Genomic DNA, 14,288 nt, shown 5'->3' on the forward strand with positions numbered 1-14,288 from the left:
GTGTGGTCTATTTGGCTACTCGTGGTCATACCGAAGGCCCGCCGTGACGGAAAGGTGCTCTGTTGCCCGGAGTGTGGCCTGGCCAAAGAGATCGGTGCCCGTTGTGGTGACATTGGAGTCCGTGAGCCGACGGACAGCTCCGGGGACAGGGTACATGCCCGGGGCAAAATCGAGGGCCATCAGGTGGTCTTTGTCTTTTTTGTATCCGTAAAAACCAGCCAGCCATTTCACACGTGCGTTTTCTTCATCCCTGGATGCCAGTCGGAGTTCCTGGGAGAACTCCTTGTCGTCGATGGTTTCATGGGACGTGATCATGGGGTAGGTCGTGAAGTCCTGATCGTTTGATGCCTCGTCCTCGTAGTCTCGATACGCCGAGACGGACGTAAGGTCAAACCAGGGCAGCTGCCAGGCCACCTTCAGGTGGGTGGCGGTGCTGTCCCGGTTGTACGTGCCCTCATTGTCAAAGGCCACCTTGGAGGAGTCGGTGTCAAGGTCCTTGAGCTTGGCCAGAGGGAAGGCCCCGTCCCGAAGCTGCTCCGCGTTGAAACCCAGGGAGACATCCAGGGTGTCGCTGGGCAGCCAGCGAAGAAATCCCCTGCCGTTGAGCGACCTGCGGCTGTCCACATCCTTTCCGAGATAACTGTTTTCAAAGTAACCGTCACGTGACTCGCCCCCTGCGCTCAGCCCCAGAAACAGTCGATCTTTTACCAGCGGTGTCCGCAGATAAGCATGACCCCGATTCAGGTTGTAATTGCCCAGGGTGTATTCCAGGCCTGCGTGGGTTTCGTTATCCGGCTTTCGGGTGATGATGTTGATGACACCGGCCAGGGAGTTGCGTCCGTAGAGGGTCCCCTGGGGGCCACGAAGCACTTCGATGCGCTCAATGTCAAAGAGCTGGGTATCAAAACTTCGGGCATCCATGTAGCCCACATCGTCCACGTAAAACCCCAGGGCGGGCTCGTTGTTCACCGATCCGATGCCCCGGATAAAGGCATAGGAGGTACCCCGGATTCCCCAGTTGGCGATGTAGAGGTTGGGGACCAGCCGGGACATTCCCTGGATGTCGGAAAGACCTGCGTCTTGAATCTCATTTCCGGACAGGGCCGTGATGCTGACCGGAATATCCTGAACGTTTTCCCGGCGCTTTTCGGCGGTTACCACCATGGCTTCAAGGTGCGTTTTTTCTTCAGCGCCACTTTCGGCCTGGGCCATGACCGTTCCTGCCTGGCAGGTCAGAGCCAGGATCACCAGGGCGTGAAGGGCATATTTTAACGAATGCTTCATCTGTGTCTCCTCGGGCTACGCTTTTCGGGCAATATCAAGTTCCATCTTGCCGATGGGGGTTTCCATGGTTTGGGACCGAACATGGCGGAAACCGGCCCGAAGGGCGGCATCGGCGATCTCTCCCTGGTCGAAGCAGTAATCCAGACCCATCATCATGCAGGGAATAATGGCCCCGAGCATGGTATCGGGCCGGGTCTGCTCGTGGGTGAGGCCATCCTGAAAGCTGACGAAATATCCGCCCGGGTTCAGGGACTGGTGGATTTTTGTGAGCATGTGGTCCATGCGTCCCCGGGCAAAGTTCAGGGTGGCACTGGCGAAGATGAGATCGTAGCCCCGGCCAAGGTCGTCGGTGAGATAATCCCCGGGCCGATAAGAGATCCTGTCCTGGGCGTCAAATGATTCGATGAGGGGCTTTGCCGCTTCAAGGACGGCCTTGCGGTCCATGAGTACCCCCGTGGCATTTGCCAGGATATGTTCCAGGAGATAGAGGGAAAAGACGCCGTGGCCGCACCCCATGTCCATGAAGGTTTTCAGGTCCTCAAAGCCGGGCAGGTCGGCAATGCGGGTTGCAATCCTGCTTCCCACACCACCCAAAACCCATCCGGAGGACGCCTTGACCTCTTCGGCCCAGAGGGCTTCATCGGTCATGTCCATGGGGGATGGGTGGGCTTCCGGCCCTTTGGCAACAAGTGCTTTCAATGCTTCTAAGGGGTTCATGTCGGGGTTTTGTGTCTGTGTGAGAAGGGGGCCGATAAACTGGGGCGAGTGGCTGACCAGAAAGGTGTTCGCCAAGGGGGTGTTTCGGTAAGTCCCCTCTTTTTTCTCCAGAAGCTCCAGGATGGTAAGGCCATCCAAGAGCCTGCGTGTGTTGGTGGAATGGGTGTTCAGCTGATGGGCAACGGATTCCGGTGATGCGGGAGCACTCAGCACATCAAAGATAGAGAGCTCAAGGGCCATGTTGAGGAAGGCTGCCTTAAGGGGACCCATGGCAAGGTTGTAGAGGGGACGATAGCTTACATCTGTGTTTGGAAGAGACTCCATGTGATTCCTTTCATCAATGATACGAGTGAGATTTTGTTTTTATTCTGCCGAGAAAATTGCGTGCAGACTAACATCTCCGGAACGTATGGTGTCATTTGCTGAATTTGTCGGAGTTCACGATCATGTATGGGGCGTTGAGGGATGGAGAGTCAGAGGCTTTATGGCAGAGGGCCTTGGGGAAGGGAGATGGTCTGCCGGGCCATGACCTGCTTGAGGTAAAGGCTGGGCTGGATGCCGAAATGGCTGAGAAACGCTTTGGCAAAGTGGCTGGGACTGCTGAACCCTGTGGCATAGGCAATTTCACAGAGGTTCATCTCTCCGGATTCGATGAGGGTGCGGCTGCGGCTCAAGCGGTACCTTCGCAGGTATCCGAATACGGTTGTGCCGTATACCTCCTTGAACCCGCGGTTCAGCTTTGTGTGATTCATTCCGGCTGTTTTGGCCAGTTCTGCCAGGGTGGGAGGGTTTTCAAGATTGCGGGACAGGTGGGCTTGGGCTTTTTGGATCCGGTCGAGTTCCTGGGGGGTGAACGGTGCCAAGCCTTTGCCAAAGGAAGGGGGGGCTGAGGCGTCAAGTTGCATGGCAATGAGATCAAGGGCCCGGCTTTCGTAGAACATTTTTCTGCCCATGCCCTTGTAAGGGCAATGGAGGAGTTGGGATGCGGCAACGGTCATGGCGGGGTCTGCGGGGATGGTTTTGAAACAATGGGGAAAAGAGCCCTGATCCATGGCCTGGTCAAATTCAGGGTATCCCGGTGTCTCCCTGGGTGTTTCAAGGTAGTCTCGGAAAAAAGCGGGGGTCATGTGAAGGGCTACCATGCGAATGGGAAGATCTGCCGCAAACGCCATGGTGGCGTGTGAGCGGGGGAAGGCAGAGGCGACTCCCAGGCCCGGATGCCCAGTGAAACAGAGTTCTCCTTTGTCATGGTTGACTGTGTAGTGCGTGTGGCCGGAAAGATGAAAGGAAAATTCAAAGGGCACCTCACCGGTCTCCATGGTAAGGGAGCCGGGCTGAAGGGGTTTTCCTTCCACAAGGATGAGGTCAAGGCCCCGGCGTAACTCAACGCGTTGAAGGGTCATGCCTTCGGGAAGGGCCGGTTCCTTTTCCGAGGTATGGTGTTGTTCCGGTGGGGACAGGGAGATGTGGGTGTTACTGCTTGTCATCGTGTATTGCCAAATTAAATTGTATTAGACTAACTTTTTTTGAATGGAGCAGAGTTTAGCCATGTGAAAGGGATCTGTCAAGGCCAATCCATGGACCCTCAGGGGAAAGGAATCGACATGAAAAAGCTTGGTTGGGTGTGTGCTCTGTTGTTTACTCTTACCGGGTGCCTGGGTGTCCCTGATCCGGTGGTGCCTGTCCAGGGATTTGATCTCCAGAGGTATCTGGGGACATGGTATGAGATTGCCCGGCTGGACCACTCCTTTGAGCGGGGAATGGAGCAGGTCACAGCAGAGTATGCCATGCGTGAAGATGGCGGCGTACAGGTCATAAATCGCGGTTTTTTACCGGAGAAAAATCAGTGGAAGGAAGCCGAGGGCAAGGCTTTTTTGGTGGGCAGGCCCAGCGAAGGGTATTTGAAGGTTTCGTTTTTCGGACCGTTCTACGGGTCCTACGTGATCTTTCACCTGGACAAAGACAATTACGGGTATGCCTTTGTCTGCGGCCCTGATACCTCGTACCTCTGGCTGCTCTCTCGACACCCGACGGTCGATGAGGAGGTGCTGAATGCGTTTGTGTCAACGTCAAAGGCCCTCGGCTTCAACACGGATGAGCTGATTTATGTGAACCATGCCTCAAGGTGAAAGGGGGGGCGATTCACCGGTCCCGGCAGCTCGGTCTTATAATGGGTTCATTTTTCCCAGCTCCACAGGTTCGATACGCACCACGGTAAACTCCCGCAGCTCACTCATGTGTTTCCACAGGATGTCATGCCCTTTGAGGTGCCGAAACCGGCGAACTTTATCCAGCCAGGCCTGGCGCTCTTCATCTGTTGCCGCGCGGCGTGCTCCGGCTTCGCAGACCAGGCGTATGGCGGGCTGACTCTTAAAACGTCCTCTCCACAAAGCGCTCAACCAGAATCCGAAACCCGGGGCAACAGCCAAGATGCTCATGCGCGGGTCCTGATCCAGGTTTCGCCTCATGCTTTCGGGGAATTTTTCGAAGTAGTACCCTTGCTTTTCTCCGGTGAAAAGAACGGACCCGATGGGAGAGACGCGGGGACTGCCGTCCGGGTCCACCGTTGCGATGGCTGTGTGGGTGACTTTGCCGAAAAGGGATACGACGTCCGACCAGGGGATTTCAGGTTTCATGGTTTCCTCCGTTTTCAGGTGCCGGTTGCTGGCAGGTGGTACAGTTCGTTTTTCACCAGGTTGATGAGTGCGTCCCGCTCGTCTCCGGCAATGGCAGGCGCCACCATGCGCGTGCCCACAAAAAGGGAATACCCGATACGGGACAGGAGGCGCGCCCTGTCGGCATCACCGGAGACTTCCAAAAAGATGTTGAACAGGTAATCCATGCGCATGGCATCGACCCGCTCCAGAAATCGCAGGGCCAGGGCATCCCGCTGTGCCCATGCCCGAATGCTTGTTTCAGGGCCATGGGGCAGGTTGTTGGAGCTTTCCACAATGGCATCGAAGCGCGCAACCGCGTTGCCCGCGGTGTTTGCCAGTCGCATATTCTCCACCGTCCAGTTTTCCACCCAATGCTCCAGCATGCGCTCCAGGTAGTCGCTTCGGCCTTTAAAGTGGTGATAAAACGACCCCTTGGTGACATGCAGGGTGTTGCACAGGGCATCAATGGTCAATTGCTGAATACTGTGCTCCGCAAGGAGGTTAAGTCCGGCGTCCAGCAACTCAACGGCGCTGCGCCTGGCCTTTTTCTTCTCGTTGTTCTGTGGGTTGCTCAAAGCCGCTCTCCTTTTATTTGATACCATACGGTATGGTATGTTTGCATGGTGGTTTGCTGAGAGTCAAGGATAAGTGGAGAGTATTTTTGAAAAAGGTGGGGGGGAGCAGCCATGGGTACACCGAAAACCCGAGGGGCAGGAAACAGCATCATATAACAGGGGACACGCTTTTTATGGCCAGTGTTTCCCTATAACGAAGGGACAGATTGCGCTGGACTCTGTGAATGCGCCTGTGAGATACTTGCTGAGTGTATATGCCTTGAATTAATGATAAACCCTTCTGAGTTTGTCTCCCCCATGCCGCCCGTCACAACCTCGCCTTATCATGCTTAACCTCACTGGTATGACCGTGTCCCCAAGGGCGACGGGAAAGGAAAAAACGACCCATAACCCCATGAATCAAGGAGAAACGTCATGAGCACGAAGTTGCCGGTTTTCGCCTTGTTGTTTGTTTGTACCATGGTTGGGCTGCCCTCGGACGGGCAGGCTGCCATGAAGATGACCACCGAGGTGCCCGCAGGCATTTCCACGCCGGACAAGCTGGAGACCTCCATCGGGGTGCTCACCGGTTTTGATGGGGTTCCCGATGCGCCCACGATCCAAAAGGTCTACGACCAGCTTGATCTCCAGCGTGCGACCCAGGCCTTTCTGGCCACCATTCCCATTGCCTCGATGTATGCCATGGAAAAAGGGCTTCTGGCATTTGGACCGGCAAACAGCACGGCCCTTCTCTTCGAAGATCTCATGGACTCCAAAGCGCTCTGGCTGACCCCGAACACCGTGTCGGTATATATGGCGGCCTGGATGGAGCTTGGTGAGGAGCCCATGGTCATTGAGACTCCGCCCAATGTGCTGGGGTTCATCAACGATGCCTGGTTTCACTATGTCGTGGATTTCGGCAACGCGGGCCCGGACAAGGGTGAGGGGGGGAAACTGCTCATCGTACCGCCCGGTTACAGGAAGGACGTGCCGAACGGGTACCATGTGGTAAGGTCAGACACATACGGGCATTGGGTGATCTGGCGGGGATTTCAGGTGGATGGCTCGCCCAAACCGGCTGTGGATGCAACCAGAAAGGCGTTTCGGATCTACCCCCTGTCAAAAAAGGGCAACCCTCCGGAGATGGCATTCGTGAATGTATCCGGTACCTACCACAACACCATCCACAGCATGGATTTTCATTTCTGGGAGGAGATCGACGCGCAGATCCAGGCCGAACCCGTGCAAGGGCTTGACCCTGAAATCCGTGGGCTCCTTGCCTCCATCGGCCTTAAAAAGGGAAAAGAGTTCGCACCGGACGAGCGCATGAAGAACATTCTCACCGATGCCGCCAAGATCGGTTCGGTGACGGCACGGGCCCTGACGGCCGTGCCCCGGGATCAACGCCATTACCTTTATCCGGGAGAGCGTGTCTGGACAAACCCCTTTATCAAGGGGCGCTACGATTTTCTTTTGGATGGTGCCCGGTTGCTGGATTCCCGGGTGTACATGCATTTTTATGCCACGGGGATCACCCCTGCCATGGCAAAAAAGAACGTGGGCAAGGGCTCGCAGTACGCCATTGCCTATCTCGACAAGGATGGCAACGCCCTTGACGGAAGCAAGACCTACAAGATCAACCTTCCCAAAGACGTACCGGCCAAGAATTTCTGGTCCTTTACCCTCTATGACAACCAGACCCGCGCCATGCTGCAGACCGACCAGCGTTTTCCCGGCATCGACAACCTTCGGAAGGGCCTGAAGCAGCGCAAGGACGGATCATACGATATCTACTTCAGCCCGAAGCCGCCCAAAGGCCAGGAGAATAACTGGATCCAGACCGTGCCGGGCAAGGGGTGGAACACGATTTTGCGTCTCTACGGCCCCCTGGAGTCGTTTTACGACAAAACCTGGAAGCCCGGAGATCCTGAACTGGTTGAGTCGTCGAGCCTTTAACGGTCCCCTGGTACCCCGCTGAGCCGGGTCCGATCAAAAATGAGCCGCCAAAAAAAGGGCCCCACGGGAACGATTCCCATGGGGCCCTTTGTGTTGTCTTTTTAAGTGCGGAAGCTTATGCGGCTGCAACCGTTTCGGTTTCGGTTTCAGTTGCGGCGGTGCCTCGGGCGTTAAGATCCGCTGCAGCAGTAAACAGCACGTCGGTGGAGCTGTTCAGCGCGGTTTCAGCGGAGTCTTGGATGACGCCGATGATGAAACCGGCGGCCACGACCTGCATGGAGATCTCATTGGGAACACCGAAGAGGCTGCAGGCAAGGGGGATCAGGAGGAGCGAGCCACCGGCCACACCGGAGGCCCCGCAGGCGGAGACGGAGGCGATGATGCTCAGCAGAAGCGCCGTTGCCATGTCGACCTGAATGTTCAGGGTGTGGACGGCAGCCAGGGTCATCACGGTGATGGTGATGGCGGCGCCGGCCATGTTGACGGTGGCACCCAGCGGAATGGAGACGGAGTAGGTGTCTTCGTTGAGGTCGAGACGCTTGCACAGGTCCATGTTCACGGGGATGTTGGCCGCGGAGCTGCGGGTGAAGAAGGCGGTGACGCCGCTTTCACGCAGGCAGGTGAACACGAGAGGATAGGGGTTGCGCCGGGTCATGAAGAAGACGATGGCCGGGTTGACGATGAGGGCGATGATGAGCATGGCACCCAAAAGAACCTGAAGCAGGTGGGTGTAGCCGGAAAGGGCTTCAAAGCCGGTGGTGGCGATGGTCTGTGAGACCAGGCCGAAGATGCCCAGGGGGGCAAACCGGATAACCAGCTTGACGATGCTGGAGACGCCGTTGGAGACGTCGTGCAGGAAAGTCTTGGTTGCTTCACCCGTATGCTGGAAGGCGATGCCCAGGGCAATGGCCCAGGCAAGGATGCCGATGAAGTTCCCCGTAGCCAGGGCGTTGATGGGGTTGTCCACGATTTTGAAGAGAAGGGTGTTGAGAACCTCCCCGATACCGTTGGGCGGTGTGGCTGCCGTGTCTGTGGCCACCAGGGTCATGTTGGTGGGGAAGAGAAAACTCAAGGTGACGGCCACGAGTGCCGCCATAAAGGTTCCCACCAGGTAGAGACCGATGATGGAGCGCATGTTGGTGTGGGTGCCGCGCTTCTGGTTGGCAATGGAAGAGGCGACGATGACAAAAACGAGGATGGGTGCAACGGCTTTAAGCGCTTTGACGAACAAGCTGCCGAACAGGCCTGCGGAGTTTGCCGTATCCGGTGATACCTGAGCAAGGATGACACCTGCAATGATCCCGATCACAATCTGCAGTACCAGGCTTCCCGAAGCGATTTTTTTAAAAATCCCTGTCACTTGATTCATGAATTTCCCCCAAAGTTGGTTAAATATTCCTTAATTCCACTATCACCATTTCATAGGGGAAATATCGCTTATATGTCAATATTTTATTTCCATATAGGCTTATTCGTAACGAGGGCGTTATGTTTTTACGCATTCATGAATCTGAGGCCGAAATGTAGGTAGGAGGAGCTTCAACATTGTAAAATAAAGGCCAAATGGAGCTGTGAGGGAACATGGGGCGGTGAGACTGGAATCCCTTTTGGGGGAGTCGTAAAATTTGGGAAGCCTATTGGTATGCCCTGAAACAGCCGGTACACCAAGGTGCTCGAATAAAGTGAAAGAACGCGTAAAAACAGTTGTGCCAACTATTTGAAATCTTGGAGAACGTTTCTTGAGCGTTCTCTTTGAATGAATGCTTTTTTTAAGGCCTTGATGGGCAAAGCGCATCTTCACACCGCCCTCAAGGTGTTTTTCGCTACCCTTGACGTCGGAGTTTTTTCCCCTTGACGCCCTTTGCCGGTTTCGTGTAGAGGATGGACAGTACCCGGTAACAGGGTACACATTCAATTTGTCATACGGTGTCATGCAAACGGAACTACGGTGAAAATCCGTGACGGTCCCGCCGCTGTAACCGGGTGGCCCGGCGCAGGTTGGTTTCTCCTCATCATGTGAAGAGATGCCAGCGGTCACTGCCTCTCCTGAAGGGGGGCGGGAAGGCGCGGCGGGAGCTCTTACCCCGGAAGTCAGAAGACGTGCATGAGACTCACGTGACCGAGTTCGATGGCAAAGGGCTCTGAGGTATATCTATGTACCTCAGAGCCCTTTTTTTATTGCCTGAAATCGGTGCGTTTCACCGGCACGGGTTGGTGCCGGTGGGAATGATCATGAAATTCCGGCGCTGTCTGTTCGTACTCCTTGCTTTCTTTCGACAGACGGATTTCATGGCGGCATCGGGTGATCTCCCGGGTGGAACCGGGGCGCCGTCGGAGTCGGTGGCCGAACGAATCATGGTGGCGGTACTTTATTTTATGAGTCCGCCGATATGCTTGTAAGGAGAAGAGATACAATGGCTGTAGACAAGACCCAGATTGAATTGGCCCGGGAGGGCGTGGTTTCCCCCCAGATGCAGCAGGTTGCCGAAAAAGAGGGGCATGCCCCCGAGGTCATCCGTGACCTGGTGGCCAAAGGGGAGATCGTTATCCCCAACAACCCCAAGCACAAAGGCCCTGCCGTGGGCATCGGTACCGGCCTCCGTACCAAGGTAAACGCCTCCATCGGGACCAGCTCCGATATCTGCGACATCAAGAGCGAGATTGAAAAAGCCCTGGCCGCAGAGGAAGAGGGCGCCGATACCCTCATGGAACTCTCCGCCGGGGGGGACCTGGACCTTGTCCGCCGCGAGGTGCTGGCAGCCACCAACCTTCCCCTGGGCAACGTGCCCCTTTATCAGGCCTTCAAGGAGACCGGGCGCAAGTATCAGGATCCCTCCAAGCTCGACCCCGAATACCTTTTCGACCTCATTGAGCAGCAGCTCGACGACGGCCTCTCCTTCATGGCCATCCACTGCGGCATCAACCAGTACACCATTGAGCGCCTCCGCGCCCAGGGCTTCCGGTACGGTGGTCTTGCCTCCAAGGGCGGTACCTTCATGGTGGCCTGGATGGACGCCACCAAGCGTGAAAACCCCCTTTACGAGCAGTTCGACCGCGTCTGTGCCCTCATGAAAAAATACGACGCCGTGCTTTCCCTTGGCAACGGCATCCGTGCAGGTGCCATCCACGACAGCCACGACCGCGCCCAGATGGCCGAGATGATCATCAACTGCGAGCTGGCCGAGCTGGGTCGCGAGATGGGCTGCCAGATGATGGTGGAAGGCCCCGGCCATGTGCCCCTGGATGAGATCGAGGGCAACATCATGCTTGAAAAGCGCATGAGCGGCAACGCCCCCTACTACGTCCTCGGCCCCATCCCCTGCGACACCGGCGCCGGGTACGATCACATCACGGCGGCCATCGGCGCGGCCAGCTCCGCCCGCTTCGGCGCAGACCCTGACCTACATCACCCCCGCCAGGATCCGCCCTGCCCACGGTTCAGGATGTGCGTGAGGGTGTGCGCGCCACCCGCCTTGCCACCCGCATCGGAGATATCGCCAAGTACCCCAACCGCCGCGAAACCGAGAAGCTGGCTGCCATGGCCCGTCGCGAGATGCGCTGGGACGATCTGGAAAAACACCTGCTCTTCCCGGAGGTGGCCAAGTCCATCCGTGCAGAGCGCACCCCCGAGCAGGAAGACACCTGCACCATGTGCGGCGACTTCTGCGCCATGAAAAAAGGGATGGAGGTTTTCCAGCCCGACATCAAAGGCGACAAGATCTACAAGGGGTAACCCAGGTTCGCGAATGCTCCAGCCCTCGTACCTCGGGTTGTCGCATTCGCTGACGGGCTGCGCCCGTGATCAACGGTACGGGTTATTGACGTGTAGCCATTCAGCTTACAATGCCTCCGGTGGTCCCGCCGGAGGCAAGTTGAATCGCTACAAAGACGATTTGTTACGAACGACCATTTGGTCCCCATGGTGCCATGTCTCCAACCACTGGCATCATGGGGGCGCATGTTTTGATTGGATTGATTGAGGAGGGGTTCTGAATGACATTGCTCGAAAAGACCATCGGTTCCATTGTGGGGATCGATCGCGGGATTGAGACGCTTGCCCTTGCCCGCCTGGCCGACCAGGCGCGGCCCCAGGGGAGTCTTGGGGTGCTGGAACCCCTGTCCGCCCGCCTTGCAGCCATTGCCGGTAAAATCGATGTGAAGCTCGAAAAGAAGGTGGTGGTGACCTGTGCCGGAGACCACGGCGTGGTGGAGGAGGGTGTGAGCCTGTTTCCCCAGGAGGTCACCGAGCAGATGGTCCACAACTTCGTGATCAAGGGCGCCTCCATCAACGTGCTGGCCAAGCACGCCGGGGCCGAGTCCCTGGCGGCCGACATCGGCGTCAAGGCCGATTTTGATCCGTCTCTTCCCATCATCCATAAAAAGGTGGCCAGGGGCACCGAGAACTTTACCAAAGGGCCGGCCATGACCCGTGAGCAGGCTGTGGCAGCCATTGAGGCCGGCATTGAGATTGTGGACGAACTCGTGGCCGAAGGCGGGCTGGACATGCTCGGCACCGGGGACATGGGGATCGGCAACACCACCCCCTCCACGGCCATTATCGCCGTGCTCTCCGGGGAAAAGGTGGAAGACCTTACCGGGCGGGGCACGGGCATCAACGATGAAGCCCTTCAGCGCAAAATCGACGTGATCAAAAAAGGGATTGAGGTGAACAAGCCCGACCCCAAGGATCCCGTGGATGTGTTGGCCAAGGTGGGCGGCTACGAAATCGGCGCCCTGGCAGGGCTTGTCCTGGGGGCTGCGGCCCACGGCGTCCCGGTGGTGTGCGACGGGTTCATCTCCACGGCAGGGGCCCTGATTGCAGGGGATCTGGCCCCTACGGCCAAGGAGTACCTCTTTGCCAGCCATCGTTCCGTGGAAGTGGGGCACACCTTCATGCATGATCACCTGTGCGTGGATCCCCTCCTGGACCTGGGCTTTCGCCTGGGCGAGGGCACAGGGGCGGCCCTGACCATGGAGCTCCTGGACGCCTCCACCCGCATCCTGGCCGATGTCCTCACCTTTGACGAGGTGGCCATCAAGGATCCCCATACCAAAGGGTAATGTTATTTTTGTAACCGGTTGTGATACGATGCCCCTGCATGACGCCATGCAGGGGTATTTTTGTATGTGATTTTTGGAAAATGGATGGGTGAGATGACACCGTATTTGAAGTTCAAAAACGTGCTCACGGGGTATCGCCAGTATCGGTTGCTTGAGGCAGCCTTTGACGCCGGGGTGTTCGAGATCGTGGGCGCTGAACCTGTGACGGCAGAGGAACTCTGCCGCAAGGTGGGGTGGGACCCATCCTTCGGGGCCCGTGCCCTTGCGGTCTTGTGTGTATTGGGGCTTCTGGAAGAGACCCCGCGGGGGATCAGGGTCTCCGAGGAAGGGGCGCTTTTCTTCGGGGCAGATGCGCCCCATCCCATGGCCGGTACCCTGGCCTTTGAAAAACGGCTCTACGACTCCTGGGCTCTCCTGGGAAAGACCCTGGAGCAAGGCGAACGTGTCTACGCCGCATCGGAGAAGAGCGAGGCAGAGTACAAAAAAGACCTGGCCCAGTACATCGAGGCCATGGATGAGGCAGCCCGCATCCGGGCGGCTGAGCTCTGGCAGGTGGTGAGGCCGGACAACGAGCAGGGCCTCTTTGTGGAGCTGGGTTTTGGCTCCGGGGCTTACAGTCTTGCCTTTTTGGAACGGCATCCCGGCTGGAGAGGCTCCCTTGCCGACCTGGATGATGTGGTGGGGATTTTTGGCGAGACCAAGGCGAGTCATTCAGCCTTTGACCGAGTGACCCTTTCCAGCGTCAACCTGCTGGATGAGAGCTGGGACCTTTCCGCCTGTGAAGGGGCCGATCTTCTTCTGCTCTCCAACCTGGTGCACTGCCAGGGGGACGAGGAGACCCTGGGGATCGTTCGGCGTGCTGCCGGGCTCCTGGCCCAGGGCGGCACCCTGGTGGTCCATGATTTTTACCGGGACCGAGGCGAGGCAGGAGGCATGTACGACCTTCACATGATGCTGAACACCTACAACGGGAAAGTGTACACCACCGGTGAGATGCGGGCCATGGTCGAGGCGGCCGGGCTTGTTTTTGCCGGGGACCTTGCCCTGCCGTCGGGATCCTGCGCTGTTCTGGCACGAAAATGTGAGCCCTGAAACCCTTTACAACCCGTCATCCTCTGGCTATGATTCGGGCATTCTTACGTCACACGTGCAGGCTTTGGGAAGCCCCGGGGCCGTGCGTCGGCAATGGTCCTTGGACCGGCGGGGTGCAAGGGCGCCCCGGGCGGTGAAAGAGTGGGGTTATGAAGTGGAACAGAGACGTGTTTCTCCATAATCTGGAGGAACTGGTTGCGCGGGAGTGGGGCGGGCGCCTGGGGGAGCTGGATCGCACCGTGGGCCTGACCGGTGCCTTTGAATCATGGAAAAGCGGCACATCCCCCACCATTGATGCCATTTTCAGGATCTGCCAGGCCTTGGACTGCGATATCACCTGGCTTTTGAATGGGTACACCGGGGGAGAGGGCGCCGGCATGGTCAACGCCCTGGTCTACATTCCCAAGTACCGTGCCACCTTGTCCGGTGGCGGCGGCTCCTTTGAGACCACGGCCGAGGTGCTTGAGACCTGTCCCTTTGGCGAAATCTGGCTTCGGAAAAAGGGCAACCCGTCGTCCCTGGTGCTGTTTGATGTGGCCGGTGATTCCATGGCCCCCATGATTTTAAGCGGGGATACCGTCATGGTGGACCGTTCCCGAACAGGGGAGGAGGGCCGGTTTAAAGGGGGCATTTTTGCCTTTCGCGAAGGCGACGCCATTAAGGTCAAGCGACTTTATACGGAAGGGGCTGCCGTGCGCGTGCTCTCCGACAACAAGGCCGAAGCCGTGGACTATCTGGCCGATCTGACCGGTTTTGAAGTGATCGGGGAGGTGGTCTGGGTGGCCCGGGATCTTTTGGGCATGCACGCGTCATGAACAGCAGCCCGCCTCCGGCATGAATTGATCTATCACAAAGCTTCCGCCTTTGGCTTCACAGCCGAATCCGCTTCAATAAACCGAATGAGCCTTTGAAACCTGTTTATCAAACTTTTTAAAAGTTTGGCCTCCGGCAGGGCCGCCGGAGGCGC

At 57.3% G+C, this 14,288-nt stretch carries 12 protein-coding genes, 1 pseudogene and 1 riboswitch; of the genes and pseudogenes, 7 read left to right on the forward strand and 6 right to left on the reverse strand.

All coding sequences use genetic code 11. From position 1 onward, the window contains the following. Positions 1 to 15: 15 nt before the first annotated feature. From ACOYW1_RS02395 to ACOYW1_RS02405, 3 genes are all read right to left on the reverse strand, one after another. Complete coding sequence (locus ACOYW1_RS02395) at positions 16 to 1,284, reverse strand: TonB-dependent receptor (RefSeq protein WP_482421522.1); 1,269 nt, start codon at positions 1,282 to 1,284, stop codon at positions 16 to 18. A gap of 15 nt (positions 1,285 to 1,299) precedes the next feature. After that, positions 1,300 to 2,325 (reverse strand): methyltransferase family protein, encoded by a 1,026-nt coding sequence (locus tag ACOYW1_RS02400; RefSeq protein WP_482421523.1) that lies wholly within the window; start codon positions 2,323 to 2,325, stop codon positions 1,300 to 1,302. A 158-nt stretch (positions 2,326 to 2,483) separates the two neighbouring features. Then, on the reverse strand, positions 2,484 to 3,488 hold the full coding sequence (locus ACOYW1_RS02405; RefSeq protein WP_482415025.1) for a helix-turn-helix transcriptional regulator: 1,005 nt from the start codon (positions 3,486 to 3,488) through the stop codon (positions 2,484 to 2,486). Between the two features lie 117 nt (positions 3,489 to 3,605). Between ACOYW1_RS02405 and ACOYW1_RS02410 the strand changes: the two genes are divergently transcribed. Then, positions 3,606 to 4,130 carry a lipocalin family protein gene (locus tag ACOYW1_RS02410; protein WP_482421524.1) on the forward strand — a complete coding sequence of 175 codons (525 nt, stop codon included), beginning with the start codon at positions 3,606 to 3,608 and terminating at the stop codon, positions 4,128 to 4,130. A gap of 36 nt (positions 4,131 to 4,166) precedes the next feature. Here ACOYW1_RS02410 and ACOYW1_RS02415 read toward each other — a convergent pair whose 3' ends face one another. Both ACOYW1_RS02415 and ACOYW1_RS02420 read right to left on the reverse strand, forming a co-directional pair. Continuing rightward, the gene (locus ACOYW1_RS02415) at positions 4,167 to 4,637 is read right to left on the reverse strand and encodes a pyridoxamine 5'-phosphate oxidase family protein (RefSeq protein WP_482421525.1); all 471 of its coding nucleotides are present in this window, start codon (positions 4,635 to 4,637) and stop codon (positions 4,167 to 4,169) included. Positions 4,638 to 4,651: 14 nt separating this feature from the next. After that, a complete protein-coding gene (locus ACOYW1_RS02420) occupies positions 4,652 to 5,233 on the reverse strand; it encodes a TetR/AcrR family transcriptional regulator (protein ID WP_482421526.1) in 582 nt (193 codons plus the stop codon). 414 nt (positions 5,234 to 5,647) lie between these two features. On the opposite strand from ACOYW1_RS02420, the gene ACOYW1_RS02425 reads away from it, so the two are divergent. Beyond that, a complete protein-coding gene (locus ACOYW1_RS02425; RefSeq protein WP_482421527.1) occupies positions 5,648 to 7,168 on the forward strand; it encodes a DUF1254 domain-containing protein in 1,521 nt (506 codons plus the stop codon). Between the two features lie 115 nt (positions 7,169 to 7,283). Here the strand turns inward: ACOYW1_RS02425 and sstT are convergent, their stop codons facing one another. After that, on the reverse strand, positions 7,284 to 8,537 hold the full coding sequence (gene sstT, locus ACOYW1_RS02430; protein WP_482421528.1) for a serine/threonine transporter SstT: 1,254 nt from the start codon (positions 8,535 to 8,537) through the stop codon (positions 7,284 to 7,286). A 527-nt stretch (positions 8,538 to 9,064) separates the two neighbouring features. Continuing rightward, positions 9,065 to 9,290, forward strand: a riboswitch (cobalamin riboswitch). 349 nt (positions 9,291 to 9,639) lie between these two features. Between sstT and ACOYW1_RS02435 the strand changes: the two are divergent. The 5 genes and pseudogenes from ACOYW1_RS02435 to ACOYW1_RS02455 form a co-directional block, all read left to right on the forward strand. Continuing rightward, positions 9,640 to 10,503, forward strand: a pseudogene (locus ACOYW1_RS02435) (phosphomethylpyrimidine synthase ThiC); the annotation flags it as partial. Positions 10,504 to 10,625: 122 nt separating this feature from the next. After that, on the forward strand, positions 10,626 to 10,901 hold the full coding sequence (locus ACOYW1_RS02440; protein ID WP_482421529.1) for a phosphomethylpyrimidine synthase ThiC: 276 nt from the start codon (positions 10,626 to 10,628) through the stop codon (positions 10,899 to 10,901). Positions 10,902 to 11,161: 260 nt separating this feature from the next. After that, positions 11,162 to 12,229, forward strand: a complete 1,068-nt coding sequence (cobT, locus tag ACOYW1_RS02445; protein WP_482421530.1) for a nicotinate-nucleotide--dimethylbenzimidazole phosphoribosyltransferase — start codon at positions 11,162 to 11,164, stop codon at positions 12,227 to 12,229. A 93-nt stretch (positions 12,230 to 12,322) separates the two neighbouring features. Next, positions 12,323 to 13,321: a methyltransferase gene (locus ACOYW1_RS02450; RefSeq protein ID WP_482421531.1), complete on the forward strand. Its 999-nt coding sequence runs from the start codon at positions 12,323 to 12,325 to the stop codon at positions 13,319 to 13,321. Positions 13,322 to 13,470: 149 nt separating this feature from the next. Then, entirely contained in the window at positions 13,471 to 14,136 is a 666-nt protein-coding gene (locus ACOYW1_RS02455; protein WP_482421532.1) for a S24 family peptidase, read from the forward strand. Positions 14,137 to 14,288: the final 152 nt, after the last annotated feature.

The organism is Desulfoluna sp. CYM3A (assembly GCF_056829965.1).